We start from the raw sequence: 14943 nt of genomic DNA, 5'->3' as shown, positions 1-14943 counted from the left end.
CCTGTGGGAGCGGGTTTACCCGCGAAGAGGCCGGTACAGGCAACAGCTCAACGCCCGGCCAACCGCGCCCGGTAGCTGCCGGGGCTCTGCCCGGTCCACTTCTTGAACGCCCGGTGAAACGCACTGGGCTCCTGAAACCCCGTCTGCTCGGCAATCTCGGCAATGCTCAGCTCACCTTCGCGCAGCCGCTCGAAGGCCATTGCCCGGCGCACCTCATCCTTGATCTGCTGGTAAGAACGCCCCTCCCGCTCCAGCTGCCGACGGAAAGTACTGGCACTGACCCCCTGCTGCTGCGCCAACGCCGCCAGCGTCGGCCACTGCCCATAGCGCCGCGCCCGCAGGTGTCGGTACACCTCGGCCACCAGCCCGTTCTGGTTGCGAAAGCGAATCACCAGCCCCTGCGGCGCGCTGCGCAGGAAGATCTTCAAGGCCGCCAGGTCCTGCACCACCGGCAGGCGCAGGTAGGCGCTGTCGAACTCCACCTCGGTGCGCCCGCTGCCCAGGCGCAGGTCCGGCCCCCACAGCAGCAGGTCGTCCTCCTGGGCCGGGCGCGATACCGCCAACTCGGTGCGGTCGATGGCAATCCGCCGCCCGGCCAGCCAGCACAGCATGCCGATCATCAGCACCAGGTAGGTTTCCTCGGCATACACCCGGGTCAGCGGGTCGGCGATGCTCGACTGCACGCTGATCAGCGCCCGCCCGCCACGCACCGTCAGGCTGCCGCGCAAATCGCGCAGGAACAAGCCAAAACCGCCCATGCACTGGCGCAAGGCCTTTTCCAGGTTCGGCTCCAGGATCAGGCCCCGGCAGATCAGCGCGAAACTGCCCGGCGGCATGCCGTGGCTGTCGAGGCGGAAGAACTCGTCGTCCAGGCGCTGGATCAGCGCCAGCCACAGCTGGGCGAAGGCCTTGGCCGGCACACGGGCCTGGGGCTGCTGGAGCAGTTGCGGGTCGATGCCCACCGCACGCAGCTGCGCATCGCGTTCGGCGGGGCAGTCGCGCAGGGCGTGGAGCATGGCATTGAGGAAGTACACGGCGACCGAATCGCTATCGCGCATGGCGGTTTTCGCTGTCTATGCTGAGTGGCAAAAAGTGCCAGGTTGTCTGAACAGTTCCGGCATAGGCTGCAACAGTGCCTTTGCCTAGACTCGGTCCCACTCCGGGATCGCCGGCCATTCTCGCAGAGCCTGGCCCGGTCCCGCCATGCCTTCGCAATCGGAGCCCCTATGAGCAGCGCAGAAATCTACGTCGTCAGTGCCGTCCGTTCAGCCATTGGTGGCTTTGGCGGTTCCCTCAAGGACCTGCCGCTGGCCGACCTGGCCAGCGCCATCACCCGTGCCGCCATTGAGCGCTCGGGCGTGGCCGCCGAGCAAATCGGCCACTTGGTGATGGGCACGGTGATCCCCACCGAACCGCGTGACGCCTACCTGGCCCGCGTAGCGGCAATGAACGCCGGCATTCCCAAGGAAACCCCGGCATTCAACGTCAACCGCCTGTGCGGCTCGGGCCTGCAGGCCATTGTCTCGGCGGCCCAATGCCTGCTGCTGGGCGACACAGATGTAGCCGTGGCGGCGGGCGCCGAATCCATGAGCCGTGGCCCGTACCTGCTGCCGCAGGCCCGCTGGGGCGCCCGCATGGGTGACCTGCAAGGCATCGACTACACCGTCGGTGTGCTGCAGGACCCGTTCGAACATTTCCATATGGGCATCACTGCCGAGAATGTTGCGGCCAAGCACGGCATTACTCGCGAAATGCAGGACGAACTGGCCCTGACCAGCCAGCGCCGCGCTGCCCGCGCCATTGCCGAAGGCCGCTTCGCCAGCCAGATCGTTCCGCTGGAACTGAAAACCCGCAAGGGCAGCGTGCAGTTCAGCACTGACGAGCATGTACGTGGCGAGGTGACCGCCGAACAGCTGGCAGGGATGAAGGCGGTGTTCAAGAAAGACGGCACCGTTACCGCCGGCAACGCCAGTGGCATCAATGACGGCGCTGGCGGCCTGGTACTGGCCAGTGGTGATGCGGTGCGCCGCCTGGGCCTGAAGCCGCTGGCACGCCTGGTGGGCTATGCCCACGCCGGCGTCGAGCCTGGACTGATGGGCCTGGGCCCGATCCCGGCCACCCGCAAGGTGCTGGAGAAGACCGGCCTGAAGGTGCAGGACCTGGATGTGATCGAGTCCAACGAAGCGTTCGCCGCCCAGGCCTGCGCAGTGGCCCGCGAACTGGGCTTCGACCCGGAAAAGGTCAACCCCAACGGCTCGGGCATTTCCCTGGGTCACCCGGTGGGCGCCACCGGCGCGATCATCGCCACCAAGGCCATCCATGAGCTGCAGCGCATCCAGGGCCGCTACGCCCTGGCCACCATGTGCATCGGCGGCGGCCAAGGCATCGCCGTAGTCTTCGAGCGCGTCTGAGGAAACCTGACACATGAGCATTGAACAGATTGCCGTGATCGGCGCTGGCACCATGGGCAACGGCATTGCCCAGGTATGCGCGGTGGCCGGCTACCAGGTGCTGCTGGTGGACGTTTCCGACGCGGCGCTGGAGCGCGGCGTGGCCACCTTGAGCAAGAACCTCGAGCGCCAGGTCAGCAAAGGCACCCTCGATGCGAACAAGGCTGCGGCCGCGAAAACGCGTATCCGCACCAGCACCGACTACACCCAGCTCAGCGGCGCGCAGCTGGTGATCGAGGCCGCGACCGAAAACCTGCAGCTCAAGCAGCGCATCCTGCAGCAGGTAGCCGCCAACGTCGCCGCCGACTGCCTGATCGCCACCAACACCTCGTCGCTGTCGGTCACCCAGCTGGCGGCCAGCATCGAGCACCCCGAGCGCTTCATTGGCGTGCACTTCTTCAACCCGGTGCCGATGATGGCGCTGGTCGAGATCATCCGCGGCCTGCAGACCAGCGACAGCACCTATGCCCAGGCACTGGTGGTGACCGAAAAGGTCGGCAAGACCCCGATCACCGCCGGCAACCGCCCGGGCTTCGTGGTCAATCGCATCCTGGTGCCGATGATCAACGAAGCGATCTTCGTGCGCCAGGAAGGCCTGGCCAGTGCCGAGGACATCGACACCGGCATGCGCCTGGGCTGCAACCAGCCGATCGGCCCGCTGGCCCTGGCCGACCTGATCGGCCTGGACACCCTGCTGGCGATCATGGAGGCCTTCCATGAAGGCTTCAACGACAGCAAGTACCGCCCTGCCACGCTGCTCAAGGAAATGGTCGCGGCCGGTTGGCTGGGGCGCAAGAGCGGCCGCGGTTTCTTCACCTATTGAGGAGCGAACACCATGCCCCCGGTCAATGCCGCGATGCGCTGTGCCAACTTTGAAGAGCGGCGTGACCGGGCCATGGCGCTGTTTGCCGAAAAGGGCTTCGGTCAGGTCAGCATGCGTGAGCTGGCGGCCCATGTGGGGCTTACCGCGGGCTCGCTGTACCACCACTTTCCCAGCAAGCAGGACTTGCTGTACGACCTGATCGAGGAGTTGTACGAGGAGTTGCAGGCCACCCTGGACCAAGGCCGCCGGGCCATGGCTCGCGGGGCGTCGGCGTTGAGTTGCCTGATTGCCGCGCACTGGCAGCTGCATGCCGAGCGGCCCATGCAGTTTCGCCTGGCGGAGCGTGACTTCTGTTGCCTGAACGACGACCAGCAGGCGCGCCTGGCCTTGTTGCGCAAGCGCTATGAGGCGGGGTTGCTGAGGTTGATCGCACCGCAGGCGAAGTTGCAGGGGGAAGCCCTGGTGGCCACGGCGCATGTGGTAGCGACGCTGCTGAACCAGTTGCCGGGGTTGCTGAAGGCCTTGCCCGAGGAACAAGGGCTGGGGTTGATGGAAAGCATGCTGGTGGGTGGGCTGGAGCGGACCCTGCGCTAGCCTGTTCCGGCCCTTTCGCGGGTAAACCCGCTCCCACAGGAACAGTGCAAGTCTCAAGGTTTGCACAGCTCTTGTGGGAGCGGGTTTACCCGCGAAAGGGCCGGTGCAGGCTAGCGCAGAAGTGCCTGGATCTGCTCGTGCAAGGTATCCAGATCGAACGGCTTGGCCAGGATCGGCGCCCGGCGGGTGATCGGGCTGCCGGACTCGAGGATCTCCGCCGGGTAGCCGCTGATGAAGATCACCTTCAGGTCCGGCCGCAACTTCACCGCCGGCTCGGCAATGTCCACCCCGGAAATCCCGCCCGGCAAGCGGAAGTCAGTGACCATCAGGTCGAGGTGCGGCTTGCTTGCCAGGATCGCGAACGCCTGCTCGCCATCCTCGGCCACCAGCACGTGGTAGCCCTCGCCTGCCAGGTAATCACGAAGGATCATGCGAATCGCCGGTTCGTCCTCGACCACCAGCACTACATCTTGTGCATCTTCACTCATGTCAACGCCTTGAAATATTTACAGCTGGCCATCAGACCCCAGGTTCATGCAGAGGTTGCCCGCGCCTGGTCGTTTTGTTGTTCGCAGGTTGCCAGTGGCAATTGCAAGGTGAAGGTGGCGCCTTTGCCCTCTTCACTTTCCACCAATATGCGCCCGCCATGGGCCTGGACGATCTGCTCCGATATGTACAGCCCCAGGCCCAACCCACCACTGGCCTGCTGGGTGGCGACCCGCTCGAATTGCTGGAAGATGCGCTGCTGGTTGGCCGCGCAGATACCGATGCCATGGTCCTGCACCTGCACGCAGGCCAGGCCGTCCTGCTCGAACACCCGCACCTGCACCGGTTTGCGCTCCCCATAACGCAAGGCATTGGACAACAGGTTGGCCAGCACTTGCTCGATGCGAAACTCGTCCCACTCGCCCTGCAGCGGCTCGCAGCGTTGCAACTCGATCTGGGTGTCCAGTGCACTGGCCTGGGCGGCAAAGTTCTCCACCAGGCCACGTACCAGCAGGCCAAGGTCGAACGCCTTGGGCCGCAGGGACAGTTTGCCGGTGCGGATGCGCGATACATCGAGCATGTCTTCGACCAGGCGGATCAGGCTGTTGATCTGCCGCTCGTCGCGCTCGACCATGGCCTGCAGCTTGTCGCCGCTGAAGGCGGCAAGGTTGCCGCGTGCCAGGTGCAGCTTGCGCAGCTGGGTTTCCAGGATCAGGCCATTGAGCGGAGTGCGCACTTCGTGGGACACGATCGACATGAAGTCGTCGCGCATGCGCACGGCATGCTCCAGTTCACTGCGCGCCGCTTGCAGCTGGGCCAGTAGCTGTTCCTGCTCCTGGCGGCTGCGCTCCAGGGCCTGCAACTGGCGGTCGAGCACTTTGCGCTGGCGGTACAGGTCGACGAACACCGACACCTTGCTCTTCACCGCCAAGGTGTCGAGCGGCTTGTGCAGAAAGTCCACCGCGCCGCTTTCATAACCCTTGAACGCGTAGTTCATCTCGCGTCCGGCGGCAGTGACGAACACGATGGGGATGTTGCGGGTCTTTTCCGTGCCGCGCATCAGCTCGGCCAGTTCGAAACCGTTCATGCCCGGCATCTGCACATCGAGGATGGCCAGGGCGAACTCGTGCTCGAGCAACAGCGACAACGCTGCCTCGGCCGACTGGGCCTGATGCACCTCGCGGTCTTGGCCCTGGATCAGGGCGTCGAGGGCCAGCAGGTTTTCTGGCAGGTCGTCGACGATCAGCAGTTTGGCGATGGTGTGGCTTAGCATGCGCTGTGTTCCAGGGCCGCGAGCAATTGCTCGATGCCACTCAGAGAAAGAATATGGTCGGGCTGGTGCAGGGCCAGGGCGGCCTCCGGCATCAGCGCCACCTGTGCGTCGCGAGGGTCCTGGACCACGGTCCGGCCCCCATTGTGCTTGATATAGGCCAGGCCTTCGGCGCCATCCTCATTGGCCCCGGTGAGCAGCATGCCCAACAGGCCGGCACCATAGGCATCGGCGGCCGACATGAACAGGTAGTCAATCGCCGGCCGGGAAAAGTGCACCGGCGGCTCCTGGCTCAACGACAGGGTCAGGTCACGCTCCACCGACAAGTGATAACCCGGCCCGGCCACGTAGATCTGCCCGGCGCGCAGCGGCTGCTTGTCACGGGCCTCGCACACTGGCCGCTGCAGGCGGCGCTGCAGCACCTCGGCCAGCTGGCTGTGGCGGTCATCCGGCAGGTGCAGCACGCATATCACCGGAATGCCGAGGCCGGCCGGCAACGCGCCCAGCACGCTGAACAGCGCCGTAACGCCGCCCGCCGAGGCGCCGATCACCACCGCGTGCACGCCTTTCATGACTTGCGGTAGATCCGTTCGGGCTTGACCAGCGGCTCGAAGCGCTCGCTGTAAGCGGAAAAGTCCACCGACTCCTTGCTGCCCAGCACCAGGAAGCCGCGGTGGCAAAGGGATTCGTGAAACAGGCCCAGGGCCCGGTCCTGCAGTTCCTTGTTGAAGTAGATGAGCACGTTGCGGCACGACACCAGCTGGGTTTCGGAAAACACGCTGTCGGTGGCCAGGCTGTGGTCGGCGAAGGTCACGTTGTCACGCAAGGTGCTGTCCATGATGGCGTTGCCGTAGGCCGCCGTGTAGTACTCGGCAAAGTCCCGCCGGCCACCGGCAATGCGATAGTTTTCGGCGTATTCGCGCATGCTCTGCATCGAGTAGATGCCCTGCTTGGCCTTGTCCAGCGAATGCGGGTTGATGTCGGTGGCGTAGATGATGGTGCGCTCCAGCAGGCCCTCCTCGCGCAGCAGGATGGCCATCGAATACACCTCCTCGCCCGTGCTGCAGCCGGCAATCCACACCTTGATCGACGGCCAGGTACGCAGCAGCGGCACCACTTCGTTGCGCAGCGCCAGGTAGTGCCCCGGGTCGCGGAACATCTCGCTGACCGGGATCGTCAGGTACTGCAGCAACTGCATGAACATGCCAGGGTCGTGCAGCACGCGCTCCTGCAGCGCCGACACCGTGAGGCAGTCGAACTGACGCAGCGCATGCAGGATCCGGCGCTTGATCGACGCTCCGGAATAATTGCGGAAATCGTAGCTGTACTTGAGGTAGATGGCCTCGATCAGCAGGCGGATTTCGATATCGGTGTTACGTTCGCTAGTCAAATTCGCTCCAGTTGCGGCAGCCACACTCGGATCAGCGAGAACAAGCGGTCCAGGTCGATCGGTTTGGCCAGGTAGTCGTTGGCGCCGGCCTGCAGGCAACGCTGCTGGTCATCCTTCATCGCCTTGGCGGTCACGGCGATGATCGGCAGCTTGCGCCAGCGGGCTTGCTGGCGGATCAGCCGGGTGGCCTCGAAGCCGTCCATTTCCGGCATCATCACGTCCATCAGCACCAGGTCGATGTCGTCATGCTGCTCCAGGCGCTCGATGGCCTCGCGCCCATTGCGGCCGATTTCGACGATCGCGCCCTTGTGCTCCAGCGCGCTGGTCAGGGCGAAGATGTTGCGTACATCGTCGTCCACCAGCAACACCTTGCGGCCTTCGAATACCTTGTCGCGGCTGCGCGCGGTCTTGAGCATGCGCTGGCGTTCGTTGGACAGCTGCGACTCGACCTTGTGCAGGAACAGCGTCACTTCGTCGAGCAAGCGCTCCGGCGAGCGGGCGCCCTTGATGATGATCGAGCGCGAGTACTTGAGCAGGTCGGCTTCTTCTTCGCGGGTCAGGTTGCGCCCGGTATACACGATCACCGGCGGGAAAGCCCGGATGTCTTCGGCAGTCATGCGCTTGAGCAGCTCGTTGCCGAGCATGTCCGGCAGCTTGAGGTCGATGATCATGCAGTCGTAGATATTCTCGCGCAGTAACGCCAGGGCATCCTGGGCCATGGCCACGGCGGTGATCTCGACATCGTCGTCACCGATCAGGCGGGCGATGCTTTCGCGCTGCAGGTCGTCGTCCTCCACCAGCAGGATGTGCTTGAGCTTCTGAGTCAACTTGGCTTCCAGGCGGGCGAACACTTCCTTGAGTTCTTCGCGGCTGGTGGGCTTGACCGCGTAGCCGACGGCGCCCATGTGCATGGCCGCCTCGACCCGGTCTTCCACGGAAATGATGTGCACCGGGATGTGCCGGGTATTGGCCTGTTCCTTCAGGCGCTGCAGCACGGTCAGGCCGGAATGGTCAGGCAGGCGCATGTCCAGCAGGATCGCATCGGGGATGTACTGGACGGCCAGCTCGAAGCCTTCGTCGGCGCCCTGCGCCACCAGGCAGCTGTAACCCAGTTCGTGAGCCAGGTCGAAGAGGATGCGGGCGAAATTCGGTTCGTCCTCGATCACCAGGATGCAGCGGTTGCCGAACGGCGCTTGCTCGCGGTCGTCGGCAAACGCCGGCTGCGGCCGTTTCGGCGCTGCGGCCACCGGCACCTGCGGCGCGGGTGGCAAGGTATCGACGGCCGGGCGCAGGCTGAGCGGTTCGATGTCCTGCCCCACGCGCTCATAGCGCTCCGGCAGGATCAGGCTGAATACGCTGCCCTGGCCGGGGCTGCTGTCGACGCTGATCTGTCCGCCCAGCAGGTGCGCCAGGTCGCGGGAAATGGACAGCCCCAGGCCGGTGCCGCCATAGCGGCGGTTGCTGGTGCCATCGACCTGGTGGAAGGCGCCGAAGATCGCCTCCTGCTGGTCGACAGCAATGCCGATACCGGTATCGCGCACGGCAAAGACGATGCCGTGGTCGGGCTGGTAGCCGATGTTCAGGCTGACCTGGCCGCGCTCGGTGAACTTGATGGCGTTGGACAGCAGGTTCTTGAGAATCTGCTCCAGGCGCTGGCGGTCGGTGAACAGCGTGGCCGGCACCTGCGCCTCGGTGGTCACCTCGAAGGCCAGGCCCTTGTGCCCGGCCAGCGGCTCGAACATGCCGCGCAGGCCTTCGACCAGGCGTTCCACCTGGGTGTTTTCGGGGCGCACTTCGAGCTTGCCGGCTTCTACCTTGGCGATGTCGAGAATGTCGTTGATCAGGTTGAGCAGGTCGTTGCCGGCCGAGTAGATGGATTCGGCGAACTTGACCTGCTCGTCGCTGAGGTTGCCCTCGCCGTTCTCCGCCAGCAGCTTGGCCAGGATCAGCGAACTGTTCAGCGGCGTGCGTAGCTCGTGGGACATGTTGGCGAGGAATTCGGACTTGTACTTGCTCGAACGCTGCAGCTCATCGGCGCGCGCCTGCAGTTCGTCCTGGGCATGCAGCAGCTCGTCGTTCTTGCGGTCCAGCGCTTCGGTGCGCTCGGACAGCTGCTCGTTGGTCTGCTCCAGTTCCGCCTGCTGGGTTTCCAGGTGGGCCTGGGACTCCTTGAGCACGCGGGATTGTTCTTCGAGCTCTTCGTTGGCGGTTTTCAGCTCTTCCTGCTGCACTTGCAGCTCTTCGTTCAGTTGCTGGGTCTCGGCCAGCACTTCCTGCAGGCGCTGCCGGTAGCGGGCGCTTTCGATGGAAATGCCGAGGTTGCCACCGACCTGCTGCAGCAGTTCCTCGTCACGCTGCTGCAACGGCCGCAGGAAGCCCAGCTCGACGATGCCGTTTATCTGCCCGTCGTCGCGGGCTGGCATCAGCAAGGCACTGCGCGGCTGGCCGCGGCCCAGGCCAGAACTGAAGTGGAAGTAGCCTTCCGGCAAGTCGTCCAGGCGCAGCAGCCGCCCTTCGCGCACGGCCTGGGCCAACAGGCCCTCGTGGTCGCCCAGCACCTGCTGGCGAGCCTGCTCCTCGGCATCCAGGCCATAGCTGGCCACGCGCACCAGGCGGCCGTGCTCGTCACGCACATACACCGCGCCCACCACGCTGCCCAGGTAAGCGCCGAAGAAGCGCAGGATATTGTCACCGAGCATGGGCAGGGTCAGCTGCCCCAGCACCTGTTCGGCCAGCTGGGTCTGGCCGTTGCGCAGCCAGGCCTGGTGCTCGAGGACCTCGGCCGCGCGCTGCTGGGCCTGGAAATTTTCATCATAGGTAGTCGACAGCGCCACCAGGTCGCGCCGCCCGAGGTAGGCCAGCAAAGCGCTGAGGCCAACAATGAACAGCACGAAGGCCGACATGACCGTGACGGTCACACTGTTGACCCTCTCGTTGCGCGTCATGCGCAACTGTTGTTCGCTGCTGATCAGGTTGTCGAACTCCTTGCGGATCTCGTCGGTCAGGCGCTTGCCGCGGCCGTTGCCGACCAGGGCGCGGTAATCACCCTCGTTGCGGCGCAGCTCGATCATCTGGCTGCCAAAGGCATTCCAGGCCTGCTGCAAGGCGATCAGGCGGTCGATACGTTCGACCTGTTGCGGATTGTCGCCAACCATGCCGCGCAGGCTCTGCAGGCTGTCGATAATGCGCGGTTTGGCCACCTCGTAAGGGTCGAGGAAACGCTCGTCGCCGGTGATCAGGAAGCCGCGCATGCCGGTTTCCATGTCGATCGACAGTTTGACCGTTTCGTTGGCATTGCCGATCACCCGGTCGGTGTGCTCGACCCATTGCAAGGCGGAAAGCAGGTAGTTGATCACCGCGACGAAGGCCACGGCCCCCAGCAGGCCTACCCCCAGTGGCAGGCCAACGTTGCGGCTCAACAGCTTGCGGAAGCTTCGCTGGTCCATCGAGGCTGCTTGAATCATGTGAAAACGCCCGAGCTAAAAAGTCCATTGAAAAGTGTGGCGGATCAGTCTTTGTCATTATCTGCCACTGCGCCGTCCTGTTAAGCGAGTCTAACCAGCTTTGCCGGGTCTGGCAGGGCATTTAGCCAGTATTTGAAGGTAGCGTGCGCCAATCGTTCCATCTGATTGCAGGGCCCGGTATCCTCGGGAACTTCTGCTGCCATCCGGAGCACAGATTAAAGACATTCATTCGTACAGGATCCGAACCATGCACCTTCTGGTAGTCGAAGACGACGACATCGTACGCATGCTGATGGTCGAAGTGCTCGACGAACTGGGCTACAAGGTCATCGAGGCAGAGCATGCCAGTGCGGCGCTGCGCATTCTCGAGGACCCGGGCCAGCAGCTGGCGCTGATGGTGACCGACGTGGGGCTGCCGGACATGCGCGGCGAAGAGCTGGCGGGCAAGGCGCGCGAACTGCGGCCGCTGTTGCCGGTGCTGTTCGCCAGTGGCTATGCCGAGAGTTTCGATGTGCCGGAGGGCATGCACCTGATCGGCAAGCCGTTCAGTATCGACCAGTTGCGGGAGAAGGTGCAGGCCATTCTGGGTAGCCCATGAAATCGGTGACGCCTGCTTCGCGGGTAAACCCGCTCCCACAGGGAACGCGCAGCCCTGAAGCTGGCGCTGTACCTGTGGGAGCGGGTTTACCCGCGAAGGGGCCGGAACAGGCTGTACACCTCACAGCTCCCGGCGCAACAGGTAGCTATCCATGATCCACCCCTTGCGCGCCCGCTCCCGCTCACGCACTTCGAGTATCTGTGCCTTCACCGCCTGCAACGGCCCGGCAATCAGCACCTCATCCGCGGTGCCCAGGTAAGCACCCCAGTAGATCATCAGCGCCGGGTCATCAAGCCGCGCAAACGCGCACTGTCCGTCGAGCATCACCAGCACATTGTCGATTTGCCCCTGCCCGGCCAGGCGCCGCCCTGGCAAGACGGTCAGCGGCTCACCGACACGATTGAGCGGCACCTGATGACGCGCTGCCAACGCCTGCACGCTGCTGATGCCCGGAATTACCTGCAGGCGCAGCGCTACACCACGCTCACGGACCAGGCCAAGGATGCGCAGCGTGCTGTCGTACAGCGTCGGCTCGCCCCACAGCAGAAAGGCGCCGGTTTCACCGTCGCCGACCTCCTGCTCGATCAGTTGGGCATACAGCGCAGCACGCTGCCGGTGCCAGTCCTGCAACGCGCCCAGGTAATCATCCGCCTGGCCATCGCGAGCAGGGTCGGCCACCTGCACCAGGCGGTAGCCGCCCTCGGGCCGGTAGCGTTGCACAATGGCCTTGCGCAGGCGCACCAGTTCGTCCTTGTCGCCGCCTTTGTCGAGCACGAAGAACACGCTGGCCTGGCGCAGCGCATCGACCGCCTCGTAGGTGACCTGGCGCGGGTCACCCGGGCCGATGCCGATCAACAACAGGTCTTTCATTGCCCTGCCCTGTGCGGGAACCAGCAGCCATTGTCAGGTGGCTGCCGATATTTGGCAAAGCAACCCGTCAGAAGATGGAGAAGTTGTAGCTGACAATGACCCGCGTCTCATCCATGTCACGCGCCCACTTTTCATAGTTGCTGCGGTAAGTGGAATTACGCAGGCGCACGCTGACGTCCTTGAACGTGCCACTTTGCACCTGGTACTTGAACTCGGTGTCGCGTTCCCACTCCTTACCTTCGGCCGTGCTGCCCGGCACCTTGATATTGTCACCGTTGATGTATCGGGTGAAGAAGGTCAGCCCGGGCACACCCAGGGCCTTGAAGTCGTAGTCATAACGCACCTGCCAGGAGCGCTCCTGGGCAGCGGCAAAGTCGTTGACCTGGGCATAGTTGACCAGGTACGGGTTGCTGCCATCCAGGTACGGCATGGCACTGTCGCCATACATGCGCTGCCAGCCGGCACTGAGCTTGTGGCCACCCAGGCTGTAGCCGAGCATGCCGCTGAAGGCGCGATGGTCGATTTCGCCAGCTCGGGCATTGCCGATGTCATCACTCTTGATCAAGCGCAGGTCTGCCGACAGGGTGCCCAACGCCAATGGCTGGCTGGCCACCATGCCGAGGAAGTGCTGGCGGTAGATGTTCTCCAGCTTGGCCACCTGGTACTGGGCGCTGAAGCGCTCGTTGAAACGGTAATCGACACCGGCCAGGTCAAAGTGGTCAGCCTCGATATCGCAGGCATAGCGCTTGTTCTTGCAATGCACGCGAATGTCCTGGCGGTCAGTGGAATCCCGTGCGGTGTACTTGTCCAGGCGGGCCAGGGTGAACTTCAGGTCGCGCACTTCTTCGGAAGTGAGCATGGCGCCATGGAACATGGTCGGCAGCAGGCGGCCATCGTTGTACTTGAGCAGCGGCACATCCGGCATCATCGAACCGTACTTGAGCACGGTATTGGAAACCTTGGCCTTGGCCGCCAGGCCCATCTTCGCGTACTGGTCCGCCGAGTGGCGCGGGTCGTGGCCGGAAGACGGCAACAGGCCGCTGTTACTGTCCGCCGGGCTGGAGTCAAGTTTGAAACCGAACATGCCCAGCGCATCCACGCCAAAACCTACCGGTCCCTGGGTATAACCCGACTGCACATTGAGGATGAAACCTTGTGCCCATTCTTCGCGCTTGGACGCACCCTGGCTGGAACTGCTGTGGCCGTCACGAAAATCCCGGTTGAAATAGACATTGCGTGCTTCGACCTTTGCACTGCTGTCTTCAAGAAAACCGGCGGCCTGGGCATTGACGCCGGCACACAACAGGAACAGGCCGGCAACACGACGCCCGGGGGCGAGGGGGAAAGGGGCAAACATGGGAGAAAACATCCAGAATAAGGCGAGTAAACAACCTGTGGCACGGGTTGGCCACGGTACTGCGAGGGGGCCGAACAATAGCCGGCCATCATCTGAAATTATCGCGCGATGGCTCTGGCACGGGCCATTGGACCATGGTCTAAGCGCGCCGCAAGGCAACCTCGGAAAAACCGGACAATACCGCACGCAAAACTAGGAAAGTTCCCGGCTTACTTACAAAAAGTTTGCAGTTTACCCAATACCCGCGAATGACTACACTCGATATCAGCGAACAGCGGAACCCACCCGCGTGGCCGGCGTTTTTATTCTTCTTCAATGTTCGTCACGCCCTGCCACGACCGACGTACAGGAGTGATTACAGTGTCCAGACTTGCAGAGTTTCGTGCTGCCGAAAAAGCGCTCCAGGAACAGATGGCGCAACTGGAAGCGTTGAAAAAGGATGCCGGCCTCAAACGCGAAATCGAATTCGAGCAGAAACTAGTCGGCCTGATGAAAAGCTACGACAAGAGCCTGCGCGATATCATCGCCATCCTCGACCCGAAGGCAGTGACCCGGGTTTCCAGCGCAGCACCCAAGCAACAGCGCCGCGCGCGCGTGGTGAAGGTTTACACCAACCCGCACACCGGCGAGCGGATCGAGACCAAAGGCGGCAACCACCGTGGGCTCAAGGCCTGGAAAGAACAATACGGAGCCGCCACGGTAGAAAGCTGGGTACGCTGATGAAACGTCCACACGTACTTCACACTTTTTTCACAAGGGCTGGCTCAGTATCGAGACAGCTAAAGGACTAGCGACCCCATCACGCGCCCGCACATGCGGGCCTCTAATTCCAGCGCCCTGCCTCGTGCAGGGCGCTTTCATTTGCGCAATCGGCACACTGCCGTATCATGGCCAGCCTGTCTGTTTTGCCGGTGCCCTGCGCCCGGCCCCGTCTCAGGAGTTCCCATGAGCCTGCACGATCTGCAAACCCTGCCTGGCGTCACCGCCCAACCGGACACCGCCACCGCCCAGTTCGTTTTCAACCACACCATGCTGCGGGTCAAGAACATCGAGAAGTCCCTGGACTTCTACACCCGCGTGCTGGGCTTCCGCCTGGTGGACAAGCGCGACTTCCCCGAAGCTGCCTTCAGCCTGTACTTCCTGGCCCTGGTCGACCCGGCGCAGATCCCGGCCGATGACAGCGAACGCCACCAGTGGATGAAGTCGATCCCCGGTGTGCTGGAGCTGACCCACAACCACGGCACCGAGAACGATGCCGACTTCACCTACCACAACGGCAACACCGACCCGCGCGGCTTTGGCCACATCTGCATCTCGGTACCGGACGTACGCGCCGCCTGCGCGCGCTTCGAGGCCCTGGATGTGCCGTTCCAGAAGCGCCTGCAGGACGGGCGCATGAACCACCTGGCCTTCGTCAAGGACCCGGACGGCTACTGGGTCGAAGTCATCCAGCCGACCGAGCTCAAAGGCTGAGCGTCATCGCGGCTCGCTCGTCGGGCCGGGAACTCCCGGCCCCTTGCTGTGGTATATGAAGGTAACTGCTTCACATGCCACAGCGAGGTAAGGACGATGCAATCTCTTCACTGTGAATATCGCAAGCACACCATCACCGCCAGCGTGATGCCCCACCCCGATTCCCCC

Annotated in this window: 14 protein-coding genes; 6 read left to right on the top strand and 8 right to left on the bottom strand. The window is 63.5% G+C overall.

Annotation, left to right across the window (positions count from 1 at the left end):
* Nucleotides 1-47: 47 nt before the first annotated feature.
* A complete protein-coding gene (locus J5M58_RS23985; protein ID WP_207879861.1) occupies nucleotides 48-1058 on the bottom strand; it encodes an AraC family transcriptional regulator in 1011 nt (336 codons plus the stop codon).
* 168 nt (nucleotides 1059-1226) lie between these two features.
* Here J5M58_RS23985 and J5M58_RS23980 point away from each other — a divergent pair, with 168 nt between their 5' ends.
* Genes J5M58_RS23980 through J5M58_RS23970 form a run of 3 tightly spaced genes read left to right on the top strand, consistent with a single transcriptional unit; the run spans nucleotide 1227 to nucleotide 3867 of the window.
* Complete coding sequence (locus J5M58_RS23980) at nucleotides 1227-2411, top strand: acetyl-CoA C-acyltransferase family protein (RefSeq protein WP_112252714.1); 1185 nt, start codon at nucleotides 1227-1229, stop codon at nucleotides 2409-2411.
* 13 nt (nucleotides 2412-2424) lie between these two features.
* Entirely contained in the window at nucleotides 2425-3273 is an 849-nt protein-coding gene (locus tag J5M58_RS23975; protein WP_207879859.1) for a 3-hydroxybutyryl-CoA dehydrogenase, read from the top strand.
* 12 nt (nucleotides 3274-3285) lie between these two features.
* Entirely contained in the window at nucleotides 3286-3867 is a 582-nt protein-coding gene (locus tag J5M58_RS23970) for a TetR/AcrR family transcriptional regulator (protein ID WP_207879857.1), read from the top strand.
* 110 nt (nucleotides 3868-3977) lie between these two features.
* Here the strand turns inward: J5M58_RS23970 and J5M58_RS23965 are convergent, their stop codons facing one another.
* Genes J5M58_RS23965 through J5M58_RS23945 form a run of 5 tightly spaced genes read right to left on the bottom strand, consistent with a single transcriptional unit; the run spans nucleotide 3978 to nucleotide 10477 of the window.
* Entirely contained in the window at nucleotides 3978-4355 is a 378-nt protein-coding gene (locus J5M58_RS23965) for a response regulator (RefSeq protein WP_112252716.1), read from the bottom strand.
* Nucleotides 4356-4399: 44 nt separating this feature from the next.
* On the bottom strand, nucleotides 4400-5626 hold the full coding sequence (locus tag J5M58_RS23960; protein WP_207879855.1) for a hybrid sensor histidine kinase/response regulator: 1227 nt from the start codon (nucleotides 5624-5626) through the stop codon (nucleotides 4400-4402).
* Entirely contained in the window at nucleotides 5620-6195 is a 576-nt protein-coding gene (locus J5M58_RS23955) for a chemotaxis protein CheB (protein ID WP_207879853.1), read from the bottom strand. Before J5M58_RS23955 ends, J5M58_RS23960 begins: the two co-directional genes overlap by 7 nt.
* Nucleotides 6192-7013: a protein-glutamate O-methyltransferase CheR gene (locus J5M58_RS23950; protein WP_003259474.1), complete on the bottom strand. Its 822-nt coding sequence runs from the start codon at nucleotides 7011-7013 to the stop codon at nucleotides 6192-6194. The genes J5M58_RS23955 and J5M58_RS23950 overlap by 4 nt, the downstream gene beginning before the upstream one ends.
* Nucleotides 7010-10477 carry a response regulator gene (locus J5M58_RS23945; protein WP_207879851.1) on the bottom strand — a complete coding sequence of 1156 codons (3468 nt, stop codon included), beginning with the start codon at nucleotides 10475-10477 and terminating at the stop codon, nucleotides 7010-7012. Before J5M58_RS23945 ends, J5M58_RS23950 begins: the two co-directional genes overlap by 4 nt.
* A gap of 247 nt (nucleotides 10478-10724) precedes the next feature.
* Between J5M58_RS23945 and J5M58_RS23940 the strand changes: the two genes are divergently transcribed.
* Nucleotides 10725-11075, top strand: a complete 351-nt coding sequence (locus J5M58_RS23940; protein WP_112252720.1) for a response regulator — start codon at nucleotides 10725-10727, stop codon at nucleotides 11073-11075.
* A 120-nt stretch (nucleotides 11076-11195) separates the two neighbouring features.
* Here the strand turns inward: J5M58_RS23940 and cobF are convergent, their stop codons facing one another.
* Together cobF and J5M58_RS23930 are read right to left on the bottom strand one after the other, a co-directional pair.
* Nucleotides 11196-11945 (bottom strand): precorrin-6A synthase (deacetylating), encoded by a 750-nt coding sequence (gene cobF, locus J5M58_RS23935; protein WP_112252721.1) that lies wholly within the window; start codon nucleotides 11943-11945, stop codon nucleotides 11196-11198.
* A 67-nt stretch (nucleotides 11946-12012) separates the two neighbouring features.
* The gene (locus tag J5M58_RS23930) at nucleotides 12013-13302 is read right to left on the bottom strand and encodes an OprD family porin (RefSeq protein WP_112252722.1); all 1290 of its coding nucleotides are present in this window, start codon (nucleotides 13300-13302) and stop codon (nucleotides 12013-12015) included.
* A 360-nt stretch (nucleotides 13303-13662) separates the two neighbouring features.
* Between J5M58_RS23930 and J5M58_RS23925 the strand changes: the two genes are divergently transcribed.
* Both J5M58_RS23925 and gloA read left to right on the top strand, forming a co-directional pair.
* On the top strand, nucleotides 13663-14022 hold the full coding sequence (locus J5M58_RS23925; protein ID WP_112252723.1) for a histone-like nucleoid-structuring protein, MvaT/MvaU family: 360 nt from the start codon (nucleotides 13663-13665) through the stop codon (nucleotides 14020-14022).
* A gap of 225 nt (nucleotides 14023-14247) precedes the next feature.
* Complete coding sequence (gloA, locus tag J5M58_RS23920; RefSeq protein WP_112252724.1) at nucleotides 14248-14775, top strand: lactoylglutathione lyase; 528 nt, start codon at nucleotides 14248-14250, stop codon at nucleotides 14773-14775.
* The last annotated feature ends 168 nt before the right edge of the window (nucleotides 14776-14943 follow it).

The sequence above is a fragment of the Pseudomonas sp. 32_A genome (assembly GCF_017490905.1).
Classification (GTDB): Bacteria; Pseudomonadota; Gammaproteobacteria; order Pseudomonadales; family Pseudomonadaceae; genus Aquipseudomonas; species Aquipseudomonas inefficax.
The sequence above is the reverse complement of the archived record's forward strand: the minus strand, read 5'-3'. Positions and strand labels throughout refer to the sequence as shown.